The sequence below is a fragment of the Paludibacter sp. 221 genome, from assembly GCF_010501035.1.
In the GTDB taxonomy this organism is placed as follows: domain Bacteria; phylum Bacteroidota; class Bacteroidia; order Bacteroidales; family Paludibacteraceae; genus QVMH01.
Genome location: NZ_QVMH01000005.1, coordinates 80,736 through 105,101, shown reverse-complemented (window position 1 = coordinate 105,101; position 24,366 = coordinate 80,736). Strand labels below are relative to the sequence as shown.

The following is a 24,366-nucleotide window of genomic DNA, read 5'->3' as shown; positions in this document are numbered from 1 at the left end:
CAAAGATAGTTGTCGGGCTAGCCCGACAACTATCTCATAAATTATTAATACTTTTGTCTAATCAAACCTGTAACGGTTTTTTAGGACTAGTCATGTGTTTTTATTTGTTCGGATATTCTAAGAAACTGTTTTCTGTATCAGAATTTATATTGCATCCTTAATGTAAACACATCATCTTTTCTATCTTTTTCATAACCGGATAAAACTTCCGTTTTTTCATTTTTATTTATCTCATAATAAGCGGTCAACCGTATGTTGGCATTTGCATTCCAAAGCATGCCGAAACCGAATGTGTTTTGCGCAATATCGCCTTTTGCCGTATTGCTTTGTCCTATTTCGTTACCGAAAATTTTTGTGTTCGGATCGTACCAGTCGTATTTCAATACAGCGGCAAGCGGAAGTTTTCCCAAATCCTGTACAAGTATCACATATCCACCACCGAAATTACGAATATATGTATCGTTTGCCGGCAGCGAAGTAGCATTCGGACTTTTGCTACCCGAATCTTTTCCGGGTTGTGTGCCGAATAAGTATTCCGCCCGCAGACAGGTGGCCCCCAATATGCTTTTAACACCGAATTGCGCATCAAGACCGATATATTCGCGTTTGGCAAATTTTCCGATATTATCCGCGTTATTATCAAGTACAAAAGAAGTTCCGTTCATTGTATAAATATTTTCAGAACCTTGATACACGCCGCCATTGTAATAAGACACACCACCGCTGAGTTGGATATTTTTCCACGCTTTATTGGCTGATAAATGTCCGATAAAATCCTTGCGATTGTCGGCATCCTGCTTTATTCCGTTTCCGGCAAAAAGCCCGGCTTCCAATTTTAGAAAGTTAAGAGCCGATGTTTTTGGAGCTTGTAGAGTAAGCATAGCACCTAAATCGCGTTCGTCGGGGAAAAGCGTTTGAAATACAGCAGAACGTTCGGGCGATTCGCGGCGCGAAGAAGAATAACTGATTTCGTTCCCGAAAGGACGGTCGAAAACACCGGCTTTTAGAGAAATTGATTTCAACCACGGAGCTTTTATGCTTAGATAAGCATCTTTTATGCCGACGCCTTTTTCTGTAATATCTAACTGAAAAACACCGGAGGCAATGCCTTCTTCGTAGGTAAATTTAATGCGTCCCCGGCGAATACCTACGCGGTTGAACGATTCTTCGGGATTTTCGTTTGCCGAGCCAACTTTGAGCGATGCATTCTCTTCGCCCCACTGAATTTGCCCTTGAACGTAACCGGAAATTTTTAGTTTTTGAAGTTTTTTGATCGCTTCGGATTGGAGTTTGTTTTCCTGTTCCAATTTTTCAATCCGTTCTGTCGAAGATTGCTCTTGAGCAAACGCATTGCTTAATAAACACAAGCAAGTCAATAGTGTAAAAGCGCTTTTTCTTATATACATAATCATGTTTCAGTTATTCCGGTGCAAACATATTTCCAAAACATTACAAAGACCAAACTTTTTTGTTACGAAAAAAATAAGATTTGATGCAGTAATACTGTGTTCATTCATTTTTTATTAATGGGATTATTTTCGGCTTTATTTTAAAATTATTCAACAATTAACAAGCATGAATTGAGGGTAAACGCCTATTATTCTTCAGACATAAAATTATGATTAAGTAATATATCCAGCTTATAAAAGCTCAACAACAGTTAACCATTTATAGGTATTTTCCCGCGTGCTAAAATACCCAAAACAAGTGATTGTAGTACTTTGTTCTCAAGAGTAATTTTGCAATCGACTTTCAAGATTGTATTTTTCAATTAGATAATTTCGATGAACAAATATATATTATTCTTTCTTTCCACATTTATTACAAATTTTTCTTTTGCTGAAAATGGAATGTTAAATTCTATCACAGGCACAGTAAAATCCTCTTCGGGCGAACCGCTCGATTATGTTTCCGTTTATATAAAAGGTACGCATTACGCCTGTTTTTCGGATGAGAAAGGGCGTTTTACGCTCGATGTTCCGCGAGGAAAACAAGAACTGGTATTTTCATTGCTCGGATTCCGGAATAAATCGGTTGAAATCAATGTTGCCAAAAAGGGCGAATCGCAAACAGTAAACGTAGTGCTGGAAGAGTCGTCTCAAGAGCTTTCAGAAGTGGAAGTACGCGGAAAATCGGCAGTGCGAAAAGTAAACGAATCGGCATTCAACGCAGTGGCAATCGACGTGAAAGCATTGCACAACACCACCGGAGGGCTTTCGGACGCGTTGGCGAAAGCGCCGGGAATAAAGCTTCGTGAGTCGGGCGGCGTGGGTTCGGACATGAAGCTCTCGCTCGACGGATTCAGCGGACGGCATGTGAAGATTTTTATCGACGGGGTGCCGCAGGAAGGAGCCGGAGCTTCGTTCGGAATTAATAATATTCCGGTAAATTTTGCGGAGCGAATCGAAATTTACCGCGGCGTTGTACCGGTAGAATTCGGTTCCGATGCACTGGGTGGCGTTATCAATATCGTTACCATAGCTAAGGGAAACAGGCGGCGAACGTTTGCGGACGTGTCGTATTCCTACGGATCGTTCAACACGCACAAATCGCACATAAACGTTGGACACACGGCTAAAAACGGCTTTACGGTCGAATTGAACGCTTTCCAGAATTATTCGGACAATAGTTATTATGTTTACACTTCCGTAAAAGAATTTACCGAGCATGGCGATTATATTGACACCGACAAAATCGAAAAAGCAAAACGTTTCCACGACACTTATCACAATGAAGCGGTAATTGCTAAAGTGGGTGTTGTGGGGAAAAAATATGCCGACCGGCTGCTTTTGAGTGTGAATCTTTCGCAAAGCGACAAAGAAATTCAGAACGGCGTGGAACAAACTATTGTGTTTGGTCAGAAAAGGCGGAAATCCGATTCCTTTATGCCTTCACTTGAATACCGTAAGCGGAATCTGTTCGTGAAAGGCTTGGACATGAATTTAACAGCAAATTACAACCGCAATCAAACCCATAACCTGGATACGGCGACTTACCTTTACAACTGGCGCGGCGAATCGAAATATAACAATGGAAAATTGGGAGAACAAAGCTATCAGAACGCACGCAGCAACAACGATAACTGGAATGGCACGCTCAATGTGCGCTACCGGATTGGCGACCAACATACTCTTTCGCTGAACCATGTATTGACCGCTTTTACCCGCAAAACACTTGGAAATTCGGAAACACAATCGGCCTCAAGTGCTATGGATAAAGTTTCACAAAAAAATATTACCGGGCTGTCATATCATTTTAATTACGACAGAAAATGGAACATTTCCCTTTTCGGGAAATACTACAACCAATTTAGCGAAGGTCCGCGAAACGAATCGGCGGAAAGCGGCTCGTATAACTATGTACAATTTTCGGAAACAGCGGATGCTTGGGGATATGGAGCTGCCGGAACGTATTTTTTCCTTAAAAATTTTCAAACAAAAATATCGTATGAAAAAGCCTTGCGCTTGCCGACCACCGACGAACTTTTCGGCGACGAGGACCTCGAACTCGGAAGCATGAATCTGAAACCCGAACGGAGCGACAATTTTAACGCGAGCCTATCGTATAATGCCGATTTAAAAAAACATGCCATTTATGTCGAAGGCGGATTCCTGTACCGCGACACGAAAGATTATATCCGCCGTGTAACAAACAAATTTAGTGGGGGGCTTTTTTATGCTTCCCACGAAAATCACGGTCGTGTGAAAACTATTGGACTAAACGCTGAACTGCGTTACACCTATTCAAACCTATTTTCGGTCGGCGGCAACTTGACAAGCCAGAATATTCGCGACTACGAAAAATATGTAACCGGCGGTTCACTGCAACAAAGTTCGACCTACAAAGTGCGCATACCGAATATGCCCTATTTCTTTTTCAATACAGACGCCGCGGTTTATTTCCACAACCTTTTCGGCAAAGGAAACACGCTTACCCTAACTTATGCTAATTTCTTTGTGAACGAATTTCCGCTTTATTGGGAAAATCATGGAAATTCCACCACAAAAATGCGCGTTCCGAATCAGTTTTCGCACGACATTTCGCTGGCATACAGCATAAAAAACGGACGCTACAATCTTTCGTTCGAATGCCGCAACTTCACCAACGAAAGGCTTTACGACAACTTCAACCTGCAAAAAGCCGGACGTGCGTTTTACGGAAAGTTCAGATATTATCTTAGTAAATAAACAGTTGAGTAAACTGGAATACACATTCTCTTTGCCTAAAAGGCAGAACTTAAACATAATCTCTAAAAAAAACACAAACAATAATTTAACAAATAAAAAATGAAAAAAGTAAATTTTTTTGGGGCTTTGACAGCTCTTTTCTGTATTGGAATGTTCGCTGCCTGTGATGGCGACGAACCAAACAACAACAATAACAACGGCAGTGCCGGAACCACTAAATATGTTGTCGGCGCTTCCAGCAGCGAAGCGGTTTATCTGCTCGAAGCGGAAAATCTGGACACGGACGACATTTCGATAACAGGCGCGGGTGAAGAAGCAAAAACAGCCACCGCATGGGTTTTTCACTCAGGTACCTACGCCTACCGTTTGGTGTACAATCAAGGAAATTCGGGAACAGGTTCTTCGTATATTTTAGACGCGAACGGAAATTTGAAAGAACGCAGTATTGCTTTCGAAATCACCAATCGTTTTACAACTTACGGACCTTACGATAAGTATGTTATCACTGGCGCTTCGGGCACGACCAACAACTACGACGCGGCGGACACCGAAAAAGCCTATCCTAAATACGGAATAACGTTTACATACCTAAACGTGGAAACGCAAATGCTAAACACCAAAACCATAGTAACCGAAAATCTGGTTGACGATAACGGCGAATACTACACCGTTTCGGGCATTGCTGATGCCGGCGGAAAACTGTATACCGCCCTTTGTCCGCAAGGTTACAGTCCTTATGGTGTATGGAAAAATCAGGAAAAAATCAGCGAACTGGCAACCGAAGCAGGTGTCGAGCCCGAGAGTCTGATTACGCAAACCGAAGGAAAATACAATGCTATTTCAACCACGCTGCACCCTAACCGCGTATGGATGGCAATTTACGATAATGTAAATTTTGAAAACCCGAAAATTATTTCGGACGACCGTTTGAGCTTTGCCACTTCGCGCCGCCAGTCACAATTTTATTCCACTATCGAGGCCGACGAAAATGGAAATATATATGTATTTTCGGCTGCTAACGCAAAAAACAATGCTGACCCTCACAAATCGGACAAACCGTCGGGCGTGCTTCGCATAAAAGCCGGCACCGAAACGTTCGACAAGGATTATTATTACAATATAGAGGAACTTTCGGGCGGACGCCATTTGTATCGTGTTTACTACATTTCGGATGGATATTTCTTGTTACGCATGTATGCCAACCCCGGCGAAAGCACGGCAAATAAAAACGACACACGCCGCTTGGCGATTTTCAATGCGGCGAACGGCGATTTCACTTGGGTAAACGAAGGACTTCCCGCGCAAGATATTATCAGCGATTTCGGACTTTTTGCCTATGCCGAAAACGGACTTGCCTACATTCCGGTTGTAACTACCGACGGCACCGATCCGGCTATCTACATTATCGACCCCGCCACGGCAAAAGCCATGAAAGGAATCACCGTAAATACTGCAACCAGCGTTGCCGCGATAGGAAAATTGAGTTATAAAGAATAAAAACAATTGAAAATTGAGAGTTGAGAAACGTTTTCAACTTTCAATTTTCAACTTTCAAAAGCTTATGATAAAAGTATTAATTGATTTATTAGGTTTCCTCAGAACAACAGCACCACTTCTTGTATCACTTGTTATTTTTACGTTGTTGTTCATTTTATTGGCAAAATCAATAAAAAAGCATGCGAAAATCTATTATATTGCATTTTCAATACCATTTTTAATGCATGCTGTTCCCACTATCCTGCGATGGTGTGGCATTGAAGTAGAATTTAGTTTTACCAGAATTCCTATTCTTGGCGAAATTATCCGCGATTATATCCACATGGGGGCTTTCGGACATCCATTGCTTATTATTATTATGTATATGGGAGCTTTGAATATCAAAAATCCTTATGTAAAAAGGCTCATGAGTATTCGGAAAGAATTGTCGATTATTTCAGGATTTCCCGTTTTCACTCACTCATTAGTGCGGGTTGCGAACAATTTCCCCAATTCGCTGAAATACTTTACCGACCATACCGAATATATGGCGAATCCACGTGTTACAAGCGAATTAGGAGCCGGTATCAGTAGTTTTAGCCTGGTGCTTGGCATCGCGCTGTTGGCGTTATTTATTCCCCTTTGGATTACTTCATTCGATTCCATACACAAACGAATGGGAAGCATAAAATGGAAAAAATTACAACGCTGGTCGTATGGACTTTACGCCATGCTGTTTATTCATGCCATGGGAATACAAGTCGGAGGAATGATAAGCAGGAATGCATCGTCCACCAACGAGAATAAAAAAACAGAAATTGTTACTGTTGCCGAAATTCCACAAGGCAGAACCGAACAAAATGAAAAATCGGGAAAAAAACAAGACAAACGTGTAGAAGAAATTTCGGACATAAACTCAGTACAGCAAAAACAAAATAAAAGCGACGAAGTAAGCGCGTTAACTTCCGTTCGGCAACAACCGGCAGGAGGCGGAAAAGCACGAACAAAAGGGTTTGCCGATTTTCAAGTGAGTCGGGAAACCAGACAAATTATATCAATCGTTTCATTACTTCTGATTTACGGGTCATATCTTTTTTTGAGAGTGAGAAAAGCTGTAAGAAAAAATAAAACAAGAAACAATTTTTGAATTTATTTTCAGCAACAACCTCTTAGCACCGCAGATGCGAGATTATGAATAACCTCGCACCTACGGTGCTTTTAACCTGCTTTTTATACAAGAATAATTTCAACTACGCATTTGTCGGATGAACCTTATTTTTTTCAATATATTTAATAAACGCCTCATTCACAACTCTATTTCCACCCGCAGTAGGATAGTTACCTGAGAAATACCAATCGCCGGTATGGTTCGGACAGGCTCGGTGCAGATCTTTAATGGATTGAAACACGATCTCGATTTCGGCTTGCGTACCTTCGGGGGTAAGAATTTGAGCTATTTTTCGGGAAATTTCGTCGGCTGTGAAAGGGTTGTAAATATCTTTCACATGGTTCACAATCTGCTCTTTGGGAAGATTTTCCTGTGCTTTGCATTTTTGGTACGTGTCCTCAATAATGTGCGACATTCCGCGTTCTTTTAACAGGGCAATCGTAGCACGAAAAGCCACAAAATCGTCCATGCGGTTCATATCAATTCCGTAGCAGTCGGGATAGCGAATTTGAGGGGCGGACGACACAATGACAATTTTACGGGGGTGCAAGCGGTCGAGAATTTTTATAATACTCTGTTTCAATGTTGTTCCGCGCACAATGCTGTCGTCGATTACAACCAAATTGTCGTCGTAAGGGCGGATTGAGCCGTAAGTAATATCGTACACATGCGCAGCCAAATCTTCCCGTGTACTGCCTTCGGTAATGAACGTGCGCAGCTTTATGTCTTTTATCGCTACTTTTTCGCGCCGGATACGGAAAGGTAGTTTCTGCTTGTGCGAATATTTGTCCAAGCCTTCCATCATGCCATAAAAGGCCACTTCAGCGGTGTTCGGAATAAAGGAAAAAACAGTGTTTTCCAAATCATTATCAATGGATTTCAAAACATTGGGAATGAGTAATTCGCCCAATATTTTGCGTTCCTGGTAAATATCGCGGTCGCTTCCACGCGAAAAATAAATGCGCTCGAACGAGCAAGGTTTCACATTTTGGGGTTCACGGATTTGTTCGGTGCGAATTTCGCCATCGGCTTTTACGAAAAAAGCCTCGCCGGGAAGCAATTCTTTCACTTCATCAATATCGACATTCATAACCGTCTGAATGACGGGACGTTCGGAAGCGACTACCGCAATTTCGTCGTCGTAGTAATAAAAGGCGGGACGAATGCCGCAAGGGTCGCGCATGGCAAACATTTCGGTCGTTCCGGTGATACCGCAAATAACATATCCCCCGTCCCAAACGCGGGAAGTTTCGCGCAGTATGTGCGACAAATCAGGTTTTTCCGATTCGTCCAACATCCCGCCTAGCATTTCGAGCAGCATAAACGTATCGGAATACAAACGCGGGTGCTCACCACGTTTTACCAAATAATCGAAAATTTCGTTCACATTTGTCATATTGAAATTGCCGCAGAGCATCAGGCTTCGCATGCGCTTTTGGTTTCGGCGCAGAAACGGGTGTACATACGCCATACCCGACCGTCCGGTAGTGCTGTATCGCAGGTGTCCCATGTAAGCTTCGCCGCAAAACGGAAGATTGGCGGCATTATCGGGCGAGACTTGCGCAATTGCGTGGTGGATATTTTCAAATACTTCGCTGATGGCGCCGCTTCCCATAGCGCGCTCGCGAAAAATGTATTCGGTCCCGGGCTGAGCTGTCGCGCTAACACAACCCGCGCCCGCGCCTTCCTGCCCGCGGTTGTGCTGTTTTTCCATCAGCAAATACAGCTTGTTTAACCCGTGTTGCCAAGTGCCGTATTTTTCAACGTAATATTCTATCGGTTTTAGTAAACGAACTAACGCGATTCCGCATTCGTGCTTGAGTTGTTCCATCTTCTTTGAAAATTGAAAGTGAGTCTTGTGCTAATTAAAAAATGAAAATTGAAAGAACTAATGTGATATTTTGCCTGAAAATGTCTTACGCTCGACAAAACTCAAGGCGGTACTTTCGGAATTTTCCGAACCCATAACATGTTGTACGGTGTTTGCCGCTTCTTGTTAGAAACGAGAGAAAGAAAGCTATCAAAATGACACGTTTTCCTTCTTGCGAGGTTCCCGCAAACCCCAACTTGCGGCATCGGCTGCTTTGCTGGATAATGAATAGCACTATTGTTTTATGAGACGCGGCAAGCCACGTCTCTACTGCCATTTTATTCATTATTCATTTTTTCTTCATGCAATACTTTTTTATATTCAATGGGTGTTACTTTGATAAAATGTTTCAGGTAGTTGTCCCAATCAGCAAGAATGAGTTTGGCAAGCGGACTCTGCGTGTGTTGCGCATGTGCCGAAATGAGTTGGCGAAGCTCGCGGTTGTCCGATTGGTCGTCGATAAGCGAGAGTTCCACCATTTCCATGTTGCAGTTCGAGTCGAACGTGCCGTCCATATCAAGCACATACGCCAATCCGCCGCTCATACCGGCAGCGAAGTTTTTGCCTGTCATGCCGAGTACAACGGTTCGTCCACCGGTCATATATTCGCAGCAATGGTCGCCCACGCCCTCCACAACCGCGATTGCTCCACTGTTGCGCACGCAGAAACGTTCGCCCACAATACCGTTGATATACACCTCGCCCGAAGTAGCACCATAGAGCAAGGTGTTTCCGGCGATAATATTATCTTCGGGTGCAAAAACGGCATTTACCGGCGGTACAAGCGCTATTTTTCCGCCCGACAAGCCTTTTCCGAGGTAATCGTTGGCTTCGCCTTCGAGGCGGAACGTCATTCCCGGCGACAAAAACGCGCCGAAACTCTGCCCCGCACTTCCGGTAAATTTCACGGTAATGGTATTTTCGGGCAGCCCTGCGCTTCCATAACATTTAGCTATTTCGCCCGAAAGCATAGCGCCTGCCGAGCGGTCGGTGTTGGCAATCGTTTGTTTTATCTCTACTGCCAACGCGCTTTTAATAGCCGGTTGTGCTTTGCGAATGAGCTCGCGGTCGAGTACATTGTCTATTTTATGTTCCTGATTTTTGGCGCGGCGTATGTCGTTTCCGTTTCCGGCGAAATACATGAGCTTGGACAAATCCAGCTTGCGGGCTTTTTCGTTCAGCTCCATCGGTTTTATTTCGAGCAAATCGCTTCGTCCCACAATTTCGTCCATGCTGCGAAAACCCATTTGAGCCAAATGTTCGCGTACTTCTTCGGCAAGGAAAGTCATGAAATTGACCACATATTCGTGCCGTCCTTTGAAACGCGCCCTGAGTTTTTCGTCTTGCGTGGCAACGCCTACCGGACAGGTGTTTTGGTGGCATTTTCGCACCATAACGCAACCTAACACAATGAGCGCGCTGGTGGCAAAACCAAATTCTTCGGCGCCAAGCAATGCCGACACAATAATGTCCTTGCCGGTTTTGAGTTGTCCGTCGGTTTGTAGGCGAACGTATCCGCGCAGGTTATTCATTACGAGCGTTTGCTGCGTTTCGGCAAGTCCGAGTTCGCCCGGAATGCCGGCATGTTTTACCGAACTAATGGGGCTTGCACCGGTTCCACCTTCGCCGCCGCTGATAATAATGCGGTCGGCTTTGGCTTTGGCAACACCGGCGGCAATGGTTCCAACGCCGCTTTCGGCTACCAATTTTACACTTATTTCGGCTGTTGGATTGATATTTTTCAAATCGAAAATAAGCTGAGCCAAATCTTCAATGGAATAAATATCGTGGTGCGGCGGCGGCGAAATAAGGGTAATTCCGGGAATGGAATGGCGCGTTTTGGCGATAATTTCGTTCACTTTGAAGCCGGGTAGCTGTCCGCCCTCGCCGGGTTTCGCACCTTGTGCCACTTTAATTTGCAGTTCGTCGGCATTGACCAAATATTCGGCGGTAACGCCAAAACGCCCCGAAGCAATTTGCTTAATGGCACTTCGTTTGTTCAAACCATCGCCGCCGATTTGGAAACGTGCGGAATCTTCGCCGCCTTCGCCCGTGTTGCTCCGTCCGTGAACCGTATTGAGCGCGACAGCTATTGCTTCATGTGCCTCTTTGCTGATGGAGCCGAACGACATAGCGCCGGTTACAAAGCGTTTGGTAATGGATTCGATCGGTTCGACTTCCGAAATATCAATGGGATTGCGTCGGTAGGTAAAGAAATCGCGCAGAAATACGGGGTGCATCTTTTCGTCCACAATCCGCGTGTATTCTTTGAATTTAGCGTAATCGCCCAAGCGTGTGGCGATTTGCAGTTTCGAAACAGTTTCGGGATTCCACGCGTGGTATTCGCCGTTTTTGCGGTAGTTGTAAAAGCCGTTGTTTTGCAACAAACGAACTTCGTCGTCGTTGTTGGCGAACGCCGAAAAATGGTCGTGCAAGGTATCTTTGGCAATGTCTTCCAACTCAATTCCGCCGATACGCGAGGTCATATCACGGAAATAATTGTCGAGCAGTTGTTGGCTTACGCCGATGGCTTCGAAAATTTGCGCCCCGCGATAGCTGCGAAGCGTGGAAATACCCATTTTCGACATGATTTTCAGCAAGCCTTTGTTCACAGCTTTCATGTAATTTTTTTCCGCCGTGTGGTAATCGAGTTGTATTTCGTGCGAATTGACAGCATTTTCCAAAATAGAAAAAACCATGTAGGGATTGATTGCAGTAGCGCCAAAACCGAGCAAAAGGGCGAAATGCATCACTTCGCGTACCTCCGCCGTTTCCACCACAATGGCAATCTGCATCCGTTTCTTTTTGTTGATTAAATAGTGGTGCACAGCGGAAACGGCAAGTAAAGAAGGAATCGCTGCCTGCTGCTCAGTTATGCCTTTGTCGCTCAAAATAACATAATTGTATCCTTCGTTTACTGCCTGTTCCGCTTGGTTGCAAATTGATTTGAGGGCTTCCGCCAGTATAGACGTGGCGCACCGCGTATCTACATTCGCATCGAACAAGATGGGAATGGCCAGCGTGCGGAAACCTTTGTAGTCCAAATGTTGCAGAATATCCAAATCGCGGTTGTTGATAACGGGCGAGGTAAGTTTCACCATTTTGCACAATTCGGGCAAGGGTTCGAGCAAATTTCCCTCCTGCGAGCCGATATACAGCGATAGCGACATCACCAATTCTTCACGAATGGGGTCAATAGGCGGGTTGGTTACTTGCGCGAACAACTGCCGGAAATAGTTGAACAGCCGTTGCGGTTTTTCAGAAAGCACAGCCGGCGGCGTGTCGTTGCCCATCGAGCCAATCGGTTCTTTGCCCTCGGTGGTCATCGGCAGGATTATTTTTTCAATATCTTCTTTGGAATATCCGAAAGCATTGAGCAAGCGGTCGTGGTTTTTTATACCGTATTTTACCGTCCGCCCGGAATGAATGTTGGAAAGAATAATCCGATTTTTAGACAGCCATTCGGCATAAGGATATTCTTTGGCAAGGGTTTCTTTCAGTTCGGCATCGTAAAAAACTTTACCTTCCCGCGTATCGACCATAAGCATTTTTCCGGGTTTCAATCGTCCTTTTTTGCGAATTTCACTCGCTTCGAAAGGTAGTACGCCCGCCTCGGAAGCCACCACCATAATGTCGTTGTTGGTAATGAGATAACGCGCGGGACGAAGTCCGTTTCGGTCGAGCATACCGCCCGCGTACCGTCCGTCGGTAAAGAGTAGAGTTGCCGGTCCGTCCCACGGTTCCATAATAATGCTATGGTATTCGTAAAATGCTTTCAAATCGTCGGGGATAGGGTTTTTGTCGTTCCAACTTTCGGGCACAAGCATTGCCAACGCATGCGGAAGCGATTTCCCGGACATAACGAGAAACTCCAACACATTGTCGAGCGAGGCGCTATCGCTCATGCCTTGCTGAACGATAGGCGTTAAGAATGAAGAATTAAGAGTTAAAAATTCGGTGTCTGATGTATCATTCTTCTTTTTTAATTCTTCATTCTTCATTTGAAAGAGGTTTTCGCGGGCTTCCATCCAGTAGCGGTTGCCACGAATGGTGTTGATTTCGCCGTTGTGTCCAAGCAGGCGGAAGGGCTGCGCCAAATCCCAAGTGGGGAAAGTGTTGGTGCTGAAACGCGAATGTACTAATGCCAACGCGCTTGTAAAATAGGGACTGGATAGGTCGGAAAAATACTCGCGCAACTGCGTGGAAGTGAGCATACCTTTGTATACAATGCGGGTGGTGGACAAGCTGACGATATAAAAATCGCGTTTGTTTTGCAGCGACGATTGCAGTATTTTTTTCTCTATTTTTTTTCGGGCAATATACAGTTTCTGCTCCAATCGGTCGGCGGAAAGATCTTGTTCCACCACAAAAATCTGTTTAATAAGCGGTTCGTTCTGTTGGGATATTTCACCCAGAATATCGCTATTGACAGGCATATCGCGTACAGCGAGCAAATTCAAATTTTCTTGTGCCAACACGTTTTCGAACGTATCCATACAGAGGCGGGCTTGCTCCTCGTCTTTGGGCAAAAAGAGTAAGCCGGTGCCGTATTTCCCACGTTCGGGAACGGGAATGCCCTGCAACAGTATAAACTCGTGCGGAATTTGAAGCATAATGCCCGCGCCATCGCCTGTTTTGTTGTCGGCGCTTTCGGCTCCGCGGTGCAGCATGTTTTCGAGTACCTGCAAACCTTTCTCAACAATGTCGTGCGATTTGTTCCCGTGAATGTCTATCACCAATCCGACACCGCAGGCATCGTGTTCGAATTCGGGATTGTATAAGTTGTTTTGTTTCATATCAGCCTCCCCAACCCCTCCGAAAGAGGGGCTTTAAATTACTTTTGTTAAAAACAAATGAGCGACGAGTGAGTAACGAATTACAAATTATGAATTACAAGTAAAGAGTTACGAGAACTATATCAAAAGCTGAATTAACCAATTTGCAACTTTCAGTTTGTAAGTTCTTAGGGCTGAAAGCCCATTCTAATTCAGCCCAATGCGAAGCGTTGGGCTGAAATAACCTGCCACTTCGTGGCGAACTTACAATTTGAAAGTTTTTTACTTTGCTATTTGACTATTGAGACAGCCTCGTACAAAGAAAAAGCATTTGTGCATTTACACATTTGCACATTAAATTCTTAATTCTTACCTTATAAACAGCATTTCCCGGTACTTCGGAAGTGTCCACATTTCGTCATCAACCATCAGTTCGAGTTTATCTACATGGTAGCGGATTTCGTCGAGGTAGGGTGCTACTTTTTCGCAATACATCAAGGCTTTTTCACGCTCGTTTTCTATTTTGTTCGCTTGTTTGCGCACTTCGACCATTTCGTCCACTTTTAGTTTGATAAAATTCAGGTGGTCGGCAATGTTTTCTATAATCGATAAATCCTGCGAAGCGATTTTCGAGGCTTTTTCCTTGTCGTACAAAGCGAATATTTTCGATACATTGTCCAACAGCAGACCTTGATAACGGGTAGCTACGGGCGTAATGTGATTCATTGCCAAATCGCCCAACGCGCGCGCTTCAATCTGGATTTTCTTGGTGTATTGCTCCCATTTCACTTCGTTGCGGGCATGGATTTCTTTTTCGCTCAACACGCCTGTTTGCGTAAATAAATCGATGCTTTGGCTTGTCAGATACGCATCGTAAATAACAGGAACGCGTGTTTCGCAATTCAGTCCTCGTTTTTCGGCTTCAATTTTCCACTCGTCGCTATAACCGTTTCCATCGAAACGAATGGCTTTCGACGCGCTGATATATTGCTGAATAATGCTGAAAATAGCTTCATCTATCTGTTTTCCCGAAGCAATCAACGCATCGGTTTCGGCTTTGAATTGTTTCAACTGAGCTGCTACGGCGGTGTTCAGCGCCAACATGGCGGCAGCGCAATTTGCCGACGAGCCCACCGCACGGAACTCGAAACGGTTACCGGTAAAGGCAAACGGCGAAGTACGGTTGCGGTCGGTGTTATCAACCATAATTTCGGGAATGTAATTCAGTGACAAACGTTTGCCGGTTTTTTCGCTCAACTCGATATCTTTAATGCCCGCGCTCAATTCAATTTCGTCGAGCAAAGTGGAAATCTGCGAACCCATAAACACCGAAATAATGGCGGGCGGCGCTTCGTTAGCTCCCAAGCGGTGCGCATTGGTTGCCGACGAAATGCTGGCTTTGAGCAACGCATTGTTCTTGTAAACCGCCATCAATACATTGACTATAAAAGTTATGAATTGCAGGTTTTCTTTCGCGTTTTTGCCTGCTCCGAGCAAGTTTACACCGGTATCAGTACCAAGCGACCAGTTGTTGTGCTTGCCCGAACCGTTGATTCCTTTGAACGGTTTTTCGTGCAACAACACTTTAAAACCGTGGCGTTCGGCTACAATATCCATAGTGGACATTAGCAACAGGTTGTGGTCGTTCGCCAAATTGCATTCTTCGAAAATCGGAGCTACTTCAAACTGATTGGGTGCTACTTCGTTGTGGCGGGTTTTTACGGGAATGCTCAGTTTGTAACATTCGTACTCCAAATCGCGCATAAAAGCGCACACCCGCGTCGGTATCGAGCCGAAATAATGGTCTTCGAGCTGTTGGTTTTTCGCGCTGTCGTGTCCCATGAGCGTGCGGTCGGTTAAAACCAAATCGGGACGTGCGCTGTACAACGCTTTATCGACCAAAAAATACTCCTGTTCCCAGCCTAAGTAGGAGAATACTTTTTTGACATCTTTGTCGAAGTAACGGCATACTTCGGTAGCAGCTTTATCTATCGCAGCGATTGATTTTAATAAAGGTGTTTTATAATCCAGTGCTTCGCCTGTGTACGATATAAAAATAGTGGGAATGCAAAGCGTATCTTTTACGATAAACGCCGGCGACGACGGATCCCAAGCGGTATATCCGCGAGCTTCGAAGGTGTTACGGATACCTCCGTTAGGGAAACTCGACGCATCGGGTTCCTGCTGAGCCAACAGTTTTCCCGAAAATTCCTCAATCATGCCACCGTTTCCGTCGAAATCGACAAACGCATCGTGCTTTTCGGCAGTTCCGTCGGTCAGCGGGTGAAACCAGTGTGTGTAATGTGTCGCACCCATTTCCATTGCCCACATACGCATACCGGCGGCAACGTGGTTGGCAACGTGCCTGTCCAATGGTTCGCCTTTGTCGATAGCGCCTATCACTAATTTCAGGGTTTCTTTCGACAGGTATTTACGCATATTGTTGCGGTCGAATACATTTTTTCCGAAATAATCGGACGTTTTTTCTTTCGGTGCAGGAACTTCAACGGCTATTCTTCTTGAAGCTTCTTTTACTGCGCTAAATCTTAAATTTGACATGTTATATTTAATTAAGAAACCCCTCCAAACCTCCCTGAAGGGGAGGCTTTCCAACTATCTAAGGCTTTATTTTTAAATTAATGATATTTCTTTTTTTCGGGCGAATGTGATTCTCCTCTATATTTTGTATTTTCCGTCGGCCTTTGCACTCAAAAGCCTCCCTTTCAGGGAGGTTTGGAAAGGCTTTTTATTTTAAAATAATATTATTCTTCGCACATTCTTTCACCATTTCGTCGGGCCAGATGCTGGCTTGCACTTCGCCGATATGGGCGCAATGCAATAGGAACATACAGAGGCGCGACTGCCCGATTCCTCCCCCTATGGACAAAGGAATCCTATCTTCCAACAGGCTTTTGTGGAATTGTAAGTCCTTGCGGCCTTCGCTGTTTCTGATTTTCAATTGCAATAACAAAGCTGCTTTATCCACACGGATTCCCATGGAAGAGATCTCGAATGCCTGCTCCAAAATTGGGTTCCAAACAATGATATCGCCGTTCAAACCTTTGTAACCGTCTTTTGTCGGTGTACTCCAGTCGTCGTAGTCGGGTGAACGTCCATCATGTATCTTTCCATCGGGAAGTTCTCCACCGATACCAATCAGAAAGATGGCTCCGTATTTTTCAGCAGCCTTGTTTTCACGTTCTTTTGGCGAAAGGGAGTGATATTCCTTTTGTAGGTCTTCCGTATGGATAAAAACAATATCCTCAGGCAGTGTAGGTCTTATATTCGGATATTGCCGGGATACATATTGCTCTGTATTCTTGAGTGCCTGATAAATCTTTTTGACCATACCTTTCAGAAAATCCAGGTTCCGGTCGGAGGCGATAATGGTGCGCTCCCAATCCCATTGGTCAACGTAAAGCGAGTGAAGATTATCCAATTCCTCATCGGCACGAATGGCATTCATATCGGTGTAAAGTCCTTTGCCCGGCTCAATGCGGTAAGCGCCGAGTTTCATGCGTTTCCATTTGGCAAGCGAGTGAACAATTTCAGCACGTTTTCCGCCGATAGCGGGAATTTCGAACGAAACGGGACGTTCCACCCCATTGAGGTTGTCGTTGATACCCGTTCCCGAAAGAAGAAATAAAGGTGCTGTTACCCGCCGCAAGTTCAAGGCTTGCGACAATTCGTCTTGAAATTTCAGTTTTATCTGTTTAATGGCCTGCTCCATCTCTTCGGGAACAATAGCCGGCTTGTAGCCTGTTGGAATTATTGTCATAAAATTTAAGAATTAAAAATTAAAAAATCAGAATTTGGAAATCAGAATTTGGAATTAAGAATCAAAGAATTATTCTTAATTTTTCATTCTTAGAGGTTGTTTAAATAGTTGGTTGTTTGTATTTGTTTTTTCTCCGATGAGATGCGGCACGCCACGTCTCATCAGTTCAATGCGTAAATCATCAATTTCTCGTCATTCTTTTTATTGCTTGGATTGTATTTTCTTTTGTTCCGAAAGCCGTCATTCTAACAAAACCTTCGCCGCTTGCCCCGAAACCTACGCCGGGCGTACATACAATTTGACATTCGTTCAGCAGTTTATCGAAAAACTCCCACGAAGTGATTCCCGACGGCGTTTTTACCCAAATGTAAGGCGCGTTTACACCGCCGTAAGTTGTATATCGTAATTCATCCAAGCCTTCTTTAATAATCCGCACATTTTCCATGTAATAGTCAATGGTTTCGCGGATCTGCCTTTTTCCTTCGGGCGAATAAATGGCTTCGGCGCCGCGCTGTACAATGTATGCCGTTCCGTTGAACTTGGTCGATTGTCGGCGATTCCACAACGGATTGAGCGGAAATGCCTCGCCGTTTTTATCGTAGGCTTTCAATTGTTTCGGTACTATGGTGTAACCGCAACGAACACCTGTAAATCCGGCTGTTTTCGAGAAACTACGAAACTCAATCGCCACGTTTTTTGCGCCCTCTATCTCGTAAATGCTGTGCGGAACATCCGCGTCTGTAATAAACGCTTCGTAAGCCGCATCGAACAAAATCAACGCTTTGTTTTCTATCGCGTAATCGACCCACTGTTTCAATTGACTTTTTGTCAAAGTTGTGCCAGTCGGGTTATTCGGATAACAGAGGTAAATCAAATCCACTTTTTTCGCGGGCAGCGCGGGAACAAAATCGTTTTCGGGAACAGCGGGCAAGTACTTAATATTGCTCCATTCGCCGTTTTCAAACATTTCGCAACGTCCCGCCATTATGTTTGTGTCCAAATAAACCGGATACACCGGGTCGGTAATTGCCACCACGTTTTTCGTACTCAATATGTCGCCTATATTTCCGGTATCGCTTTTTGCGCCATCGCTCACAAATACCTCATCCGCATCGAGTTGAATGCCGCGCGCGTTGAAATCGTTTTTTATAATCGTGTCTATCAAAAAAGAATATCCACATTCGGGTGCGTATCCGCGCATAGTCGAGGCATCCGCCATTTCGTCCACCGCTTTGTGCATAGCTTGCACAACCGCCGGTGCCAACGGACGGGTTACATCGCCGATACCCAAGCTGATAATTTCGGCTTCGGGGTGTTCCGCCTTGTATTGTTTTAGCTTTTTTGCTATTTCCGAAAACAAATAGTTTTGGGATAGTTTCTGAAAATATTCGTTTATTTGTATCATAAGCTCCTCCAAACCTCCCCTCAAGGGAGGCTTTTGTTAGTTTTATTTTGTAAAAACTTAAAATATATCCATTAAAATTTTGTAGTCGAAACATTTTTCAAAAGGCTGTTCCCTCAAACACAGTGGCGGCTTCTCCCGTGAGGTAAACGTGATTGTCGAAAGCGTTCCATTCAATGGTCAATTCTCCGCCGCGAAGTGCTACGGTTGTTTTTCGAGCTGCTACGCCGTTCAAAATTCCCGCTACAACTGCCGCGCAAGCTCCTGTTCCGCAAGCCATTGTTTCGCCCGAACCGCGTTCCCAAACCCGCATTTTCAGTTTATTGCCCGAAATAATTTGAATAAACTCCACGTTTGTTTTTTTTGGAAAAATCGAAGCGTTCTCAATTTGGCTGCCAATTTCCGGCAAATTCAGTTTGTCAATGTCTTTCGTAAAAATAACTGTATGCGGATTGCCCATCGAAACGCAGGTAATTGCTTTGCGTACCGCGTTTCCCAAATCCACCGTTTCTCGTATAACCGACGATTTGTTTATTTTTACGGGAATGCGCGAAGCTTCAAGTATCGGTTCGCCCATATCTACTCTGACAGATTTGACCAAACCGTCGGCGTCCAAAAATAATTTCAGTTTTTTTATACCCGCCAAAGTTTCGAGCGTAATTTCGGTTTCTTTCGTCAATCCATTGTCGTACACGTATTTTCCCACACAGCGCGAAGCATTTCCACACATTTCGGCTTCGGAACCATCGGCGTTAAACATTCTCATGCGGAAATCGCAATGCGACGACGGCATTATCAATACCAATCCGTCGGAGCCAATACCTTTGTGGCGGTCGCTCAACCGAATGGCGAGCTGCTCAGGCTGTTCAATCGTTTCTTCAAAACAATTAATGTATATATAGTCGTTTCCGATACCGTGCATTTTTGTGAATTTCATTTTTCTTTTGTTTTACTTATTTTGCTGACAAAAAGAAATAATTACGCTGCAAAGTTGAGTGCTTTTGATTTTCCGAACAACAAAAATGAGCAAAAAGGTTTGTTTTATTTTTATGCGTTTCAAAATAACATAAAAAAGAATTGATATAATACAAATTGCAACTTATTTCCTATTTATTCCGTCTATTTATTACACTGCACAAAATTAAAATGATAATTTTAATATATTTCGCTAAAAACAAAAACAAAATGTCGTAATTTTACACGATTTTAATAGCAAAGCGTCAAATAAACAACATTGAACTTATTAATATGAAAAGAAAGGCAAGGCTAATATTAGAAAACGGAGTACAACTGAGTGGAATTTCTTTCGGATACGAGACTCCCGTTTCGGGCGAAGTGGTTTTCAACACAGCTATGGTGGGATATCCCGAAAGCCTGACCGATCCTTCTTACGCAGGACAAATACTGACGGTTACTTATCCTTTGGTGGGAAATTACGGCGTGCCGGAAGATAAAATCACGAACGGACTTTCTGAATTTTACGAATCGGAGAAAATTCAGGTCAGCGGATTGATTATTTCCGAATATTCGCACGAATACAGCCATTGGAACGCAAATAAAAGTCTTGGCGACTGGCTGAAAGAACATAAAATTCCGGGGATATATGGAATCGATACCCGTGCTTTAACCAAGCTTCTTCGGGAAAACGGTTCCATGAAAGGGAAAATCGTGTTTGATTCTGAAAACGAAATCGATTTTGTTGATATATCCGAAGAGAATTTAATCGCTAAAATCAGTTGTAAGGAAGTCCTGAAATATGGGAACGGATCCAAAAACGTGGTGCTTGTCGATTGTGGTGTGAAACATAATATTATCCGTTGTTTATTACAACACGATGTTACGATTGTGCGGGTTCCCTGGGATTATGATTTCAATACGCTGGAATACGACGGACTTTTCCTATCAAACGGTCCCGGTAATCCCGACCATTGCAACATTACGGTTGAACATATCCGAGAAGCTATGGCGAAAGGAAAACCCATCATGGGAATTTGTATGGGAAATCAACTCTTGGCAAAAGCAGCCGGAGCAACAACTTACAAATTGAAATACGGGCATCGAAGCCATAACCAACCGGTACAATTGGCTAATTCGACCAAGTGCTACATCACTTCCCAAAATCACGGATACGCGGTAGATACTTCAACTTTGAACACTGACTGGGAAGTATTATTTACCAATATGAACGATGGCTCGAACGAAGGCATCCGCCATAAAACGCAGCCTTGGTTCTCCGCCCAATTCCATCCCGAAGCCGCGTCCGGACCGACTGATACGGGATTTCTTTTTGATATGTTCGTAAAAGAAATGACAGCTTCCCAAAGCCCCTCCGAAGGAGGGGATATAAAGTTAGCTTCGTCTCCTATACTTGTAGCTGAAGCCTCAGAAACGATGGAAGCCTCCTCTTCGGGGAGGTTTGGAGGGGCTTCGAAAGTCCTCCTGCTCGGTTCCGGTGCGCTGAAAATCGGAGAAGCGGGCGAATTTGATTATTCCGGCTCGCAGGCGTTGAAAGCGTTGAAAGAAGAAGGTATCGAAACTATTTTGATAAATCCCAATATCGCAACTGTGCAAACATCCGAAGGTGTTGCCGACAAAATTTATTTCTTGCCGGTTACGCCTTTTTTTGTGGAAAAAGTGATTAAAAAAGAGCGCCCTGAGGGTATTCTGCTCTCGTTTGGAGGGCAAACGGCCTTGAACTGTGGTGTGGAACTTTATCAATCCGGAGTATTCGAAAAATACAATGTAGAAGTATTGGGAACGCCTGTTCAAGCCATTATCGACACGGAAGACCGGGAATTGTTTGTTAAAAAATTGGATGAAATCGATGTCAAGACGATTAAAAGTGTCGCAGTAGAATCCATTGAAGAAGCCCGCAAAGCGGCGGCGGAATTGGGTTATCCTATTATTGTGCGGGCGGCTTATGCCTTGGGCGGCTTGGGAAGTGGATTTTGTAACAATCGCAATGAGTTGCAAGCCTTAGCCGAAAAAGCGTTCAACTACTCCAATCAGTTATTAATTGAAAAATCGCTGAAAGGATGGAAAGAGATTGAATACGAAGTACTGCGCGATAAATACGACAATTGCATTACGGTTTGTAATATGGAAAATTTCGACCCGCTGGGCATTCATACGGGCGAAAGTATTGTTGTAGCTCCGTCGCAAACCCTCACCAACAAAGAGTATCACAAACTTCGCGAATTGGCTATACGCATTATTCGTCATATCGGCATTGTGGGCGAATGTAATGTTCAGTATGCTTTCGACACGGTTTCCGAGGATTATCGGGTTATCGAGGTCAATGCTCGTTTAAGTCGTTCTTCGGCATTAGCATCCAAAGCAACGGGCTATCCGCTGGCATTTGTCGCGGCTAGACTTGGGTTAGGATACGGTTTGCAGGAATTGAAAAACTCCGTTACCAAAACAACTCCTGCTTTTTTCGAACCGGCATTGGATTACATTGTTTGCAAAATTCCACGTTGGGATTTGGAAAAATTCCACGGCGTATCGCACGAAATCGGTTCCAGTATGAAAAGCGTAGGAGAAGTTATGGCTGTCGGACGAAACTTTGAAGAAGTTATCCAGAAAGGTTTGCGAATGATTGCTCAGGGAATGCACGGATTTGTAGGAAACAAAGATCTGGAGGTAGATGACATCGACAAAGCCTTATCCGAGCCGACAGACAAACGTATCTTTATCATTGCACAAGCATTGGAGAACGGTTATTCCATCGAAAAAATACACGAGCTGACTAAAATTGATTTGTGGTTTTTACAAAAACTTCAGTCGATTCATAAAACATCAAAAGATATAAGCAGCTATAATTCCATAAGCGAACTACCGGAAAAGCTTTTAAGAGACGCGAAACAAAAAGGATTTTCTGATTTCCAAATTACTAAACTGATATACAAAGATTCCGACATTGCCTCAGATAAAAAGAGTGAATTGCGGGAATCTCGAAAAAGACAAAAGATCCTTCCTGTTGTTAAGCAAATCGATACCCTCGCGGCTGAATATCCGGCGCAAACGAATTATCTGTACCTTACATATAATGGAACTGAGCATGATGTAATAGCCCATCCAACTCAGGCCTCCCTAAATCCCCCCAAAAGTTCAGCCTCACCAAACCCCTCCGAAGGAGGGGCTGTCATTGTTCTCGGTTCGGGAGCGTACCGCATCGGTTCGTCGGTCGAATTCGACTGGTGTTCCGTCAATACCTTGCAAGCTATTCGCAAGCGAGGTTGGCAGGGAGTTATGATCAACTACAATCCGGAAACCGTATCGACCGATTACGATATATGCGACCGCTTATATTTCGACGAGCTGACTTACGAGCGGGTAATGGATATTATCGAAATAGAAAATCCTCACGGTGTGATTCTTTCTACCGGCGGCCAAATTCCGAACAATTTGGCGCTTTCGCTGGATAAAGCCGGAGTTCCTATCTTGGGAACATCTGCTTTGAGTATCGACAACGCGGAAGACAGGCACAAATTTTCGTCCATGCTGGATAATTTAGGAATTGACCAGCCAAAATGGAAAGAACTGACATCATTTTCCGATATTAATTCGTTTGCGGAAGAAGTCGGTTTCCCTGTGTTGGTGCGTCCTTCGTATGTGCTTTCGGGCGCGGCGATGAATGTGTGTTCCAATCCTGAAGAATTGGAAATGTTTCTGAAGTTGGCTGCTTATGTTTCGCAAAAACATCCGGTAGTAGTGAGCGAATTTATTCAGAACGCGAAAGAGATAGAGATCGATGCCGTGGCTAATAAAGGCGAGATAGTTACTTATGCCATTTCCGAACACATCGAGTTTGCCGGAGTTCATTCTGGCGATGCAACTATTCAGTTTCCACCACAAAAACTATATGTGGAAACGGTGCGGCGTATCAAACGGATAACCGGCCGGATTGCTGAGGCTTTGCAAATCACGGGGCCATTCAATATTCAATTTTTGGCAAAAGACAATGATATTAAAGTGATTGAATGCAACCTGCGGGCATCTAGAAGTTTTCCTTTTGTCTCCAAGGTACTGAAGCTAAATTTTATCGAATTAGCAACCCGCGTTATGTTGGGCGAAGAAGTGGAAAAGCCCAATAAAAACGAATTTGATTTGGATTATGTCGGAATCAAAGCATCTCAGTTCTCGTTTTCACGCTTGCAAAAAGCAGATCCGGTATTGGGAGTCGATATGGCTTCGACAGGCGAAGTAGGCTGCATAGGAGACGATTATTACGAAGCAGTTCTCAAATCGATGTTGTCGGTAGGTATGCGCGTTCCGAAGAAGAACATACTCGTATCCGGCGGTCCAACGAAATCGAAAGTAGACTTACTGGATTCCTGTCGCCTACTTCAAGAAGAAGGATACACTATTTACGCCACAAAAGGGACGCATAAGTTTCTAAACATCAATGGAATCCCCTCTGTTTTGGTTTATCAACCGAGCGAAGAAGGCACACCGAACGCTTTGGAAATGATTCGTGAAAAACAAATTGACATGATCATTAATATTCCGAAGAACCTGACACAGGGCGAACTTTCCAACGGGTATAAAATCCGGCGAGGCGCTATCGATTTTAATATTCCGCTTTTTACCAACGCGCGATTGGCTGCGGCTTTTATTCATGCTTTCTGCGAAATTGATTTGAATGAAATTCCTATAAAAAGCTGGGATGAATATAAATAAAGATAAAAATCATGTGTGGAATTGTAGG

General features: G+C 44.1%; 11 protein-coding genes. 4 read left to right on the top strand and 7 right to left on the bottom strand.

What is annotated here, in order from left to right; genetic code table 11:
- Positions 1 to 137: 137 nt before the first annotated feature.
- Complete coding sequence (locus D0T49_RS02315) at positions 138 to 1,406, bottom strand: hypothetical protein (protein WP_163628979.1); 1,269 nt, start codon at positions 1,404 to 1,406, stop codon at positions 138 to 140.
- Between the two features lie 378 nt (positions 1,407 to 1,784).
- Between D0T49_RS02315 and D0T49_RS02310 the strand changes: the two genes are divergently transcribed.
- The 3 genes from D0T49_RS02310 (at position 1,785) to D0T49_RS02300 (ending at position 6,810) form a co-directional block, all read left to right on the top strand.
- Complete coding sequence (locus tag D0T49_RS02310) at positions 1,785 to 4,187, top strand: TonB-dependent receptor (protein WP_163628978.1); 2,403 nt, start codon at positions 1,785 to 1,787, stop codon at positions 4,185 to 4,187.
- A 99-nt stretch (positions 4,188 to 4,286) separates the two neighbouring features.
- On the top strand, positions 4,287 to 5,684 hold the full coding sequence (locus D0T49_RS02305) for a DUF4374 domain-containing protein (protein WP_163628977.1): 1,398 nt from the start codon (positions 4,287 to 4,289) through the stop codon (positions 5,682 to 5,684).
- 64 nt (positions 5,685 to 5,748) lie between these two features.
- Positions 5,749 to 6,810, top strand: a complete 1,062-nt coding sequence (locus D0T49_RS02300; protein WP_163628976.1) for a ferric reductase-like transmembrane domain-containing protein — start codon at positions 5,749 to 5,751, stop codon at positions 6,808 to 6,810.
- Between the two features lie 103 nt (positions 6,811 to 6,913).
- Here the strand turns inward: D0T49_RS02300 and D0T49_RS02295 are convergent, their stop codons facing one another.
- The 6 genes from D0T49_RS02295 to dapF all read right to left on the bottom strand — a co-directional run bounded on the left by D0T49_RS02295 (position 6,914) and on the right by dapF (position 19,593).
- Positions 6,914 to 8,662: an amidophosphoribosyltransferase gene (locus D0T49_RS02295; RefSeq protein ID WP_163628975.1), complete on the bottom strand. Its 1,749-nt coding sequence runs from the start codon at positions 8,660 to 8,662 to the stop codon at positions 6,914 to 6,916.
- 317 nt (positions 8,663 to 8,979) lie between these two features.
- The gene (gene gltB / locus D0T49_RS02290) at positions 8,980 to 13,497 is read right to left on the bottom strand and encodes a glutamate synthase large subunit (RefSeq protein ID WP_163628974.1); all 4,518 of its coding nucleotides are present in this window, start codon (positions 13,495 to 13,497) and stop codon (positions 8,980 to 8,982) included.
- Between the two features lie 348 nt (positions 13,498 to 13,845).
- A complete protein-coding gene (locus tag D0T49_RS02285; RefSeq protein ID WP_163628973.1) occupies positions 13,846 to 16,035 on the bottom strand; it encodes a glutamine synthetase III in 2,190 nt (729 codons plus the stop codon).
- 187 nt (positions 16,036 to 16,222) lie between these two features.
- On the bottom strand, positions 16,223 to 17,254 hold the full coding sequence (asnA, locus tag D0T49_RS02280; RefSeq protein WP_163628972.1) for an aspartate--ammonia ligase: 1,032 nt from the start codon (positions 17,252 to 17,254) through the stop codon (positions 16,223 to 16,225).
- 181 nt (positions 17,255 to 17,435) lie between these two features.
- Complete coding sequence (locus D0T49_RS02275; protein WP_163628971.1) at positions 17,436 to 18,659, bottom strand: LL-diaminopimelate aminotransferase; 1,224 nt, start codon at positions 18,657 to 18,659, stop codon at positions 17,436 to 17,438.
- A 97-nt stretch (positions 18,660 to 18,756) separates the two neighbouring features.
- Positions 18,757 to 19,593 carry a diaminopimelate epimerase gene (dapF, locus tag D0T49_RS02270; protein WP_163628970.1) on the bottom strand — a complete coding sequence of 279 codons (837 nt, stop codon included), beginning with the start codon at positions 19,591 to 19,593 and terminating at the stop codon, positions 18,757 to 18,759.
- Positions 19,594 to 19,904: 311 nt separating this feature from the next.
- Between dapF and carB the strand changes: the two genes are divergently transcribed.
- Positions 19,905 to 24,338: a carbamoyl-phosphate synthase (glutamine-hydrolyzing) large subunit gene (gene carB, locus D0T49_RS02265; RefSeq protein ID WP_163628969.1), complete on the top strand. Its 4,434-nt coding sequence runs from the start codon at positions 19,905 to 19,907 to the stop codon at positions 24,336 to 24,338.
- The last annotated feature ends 28 nt before the right edge of the window (positions 24,339 to 24,366 follow it).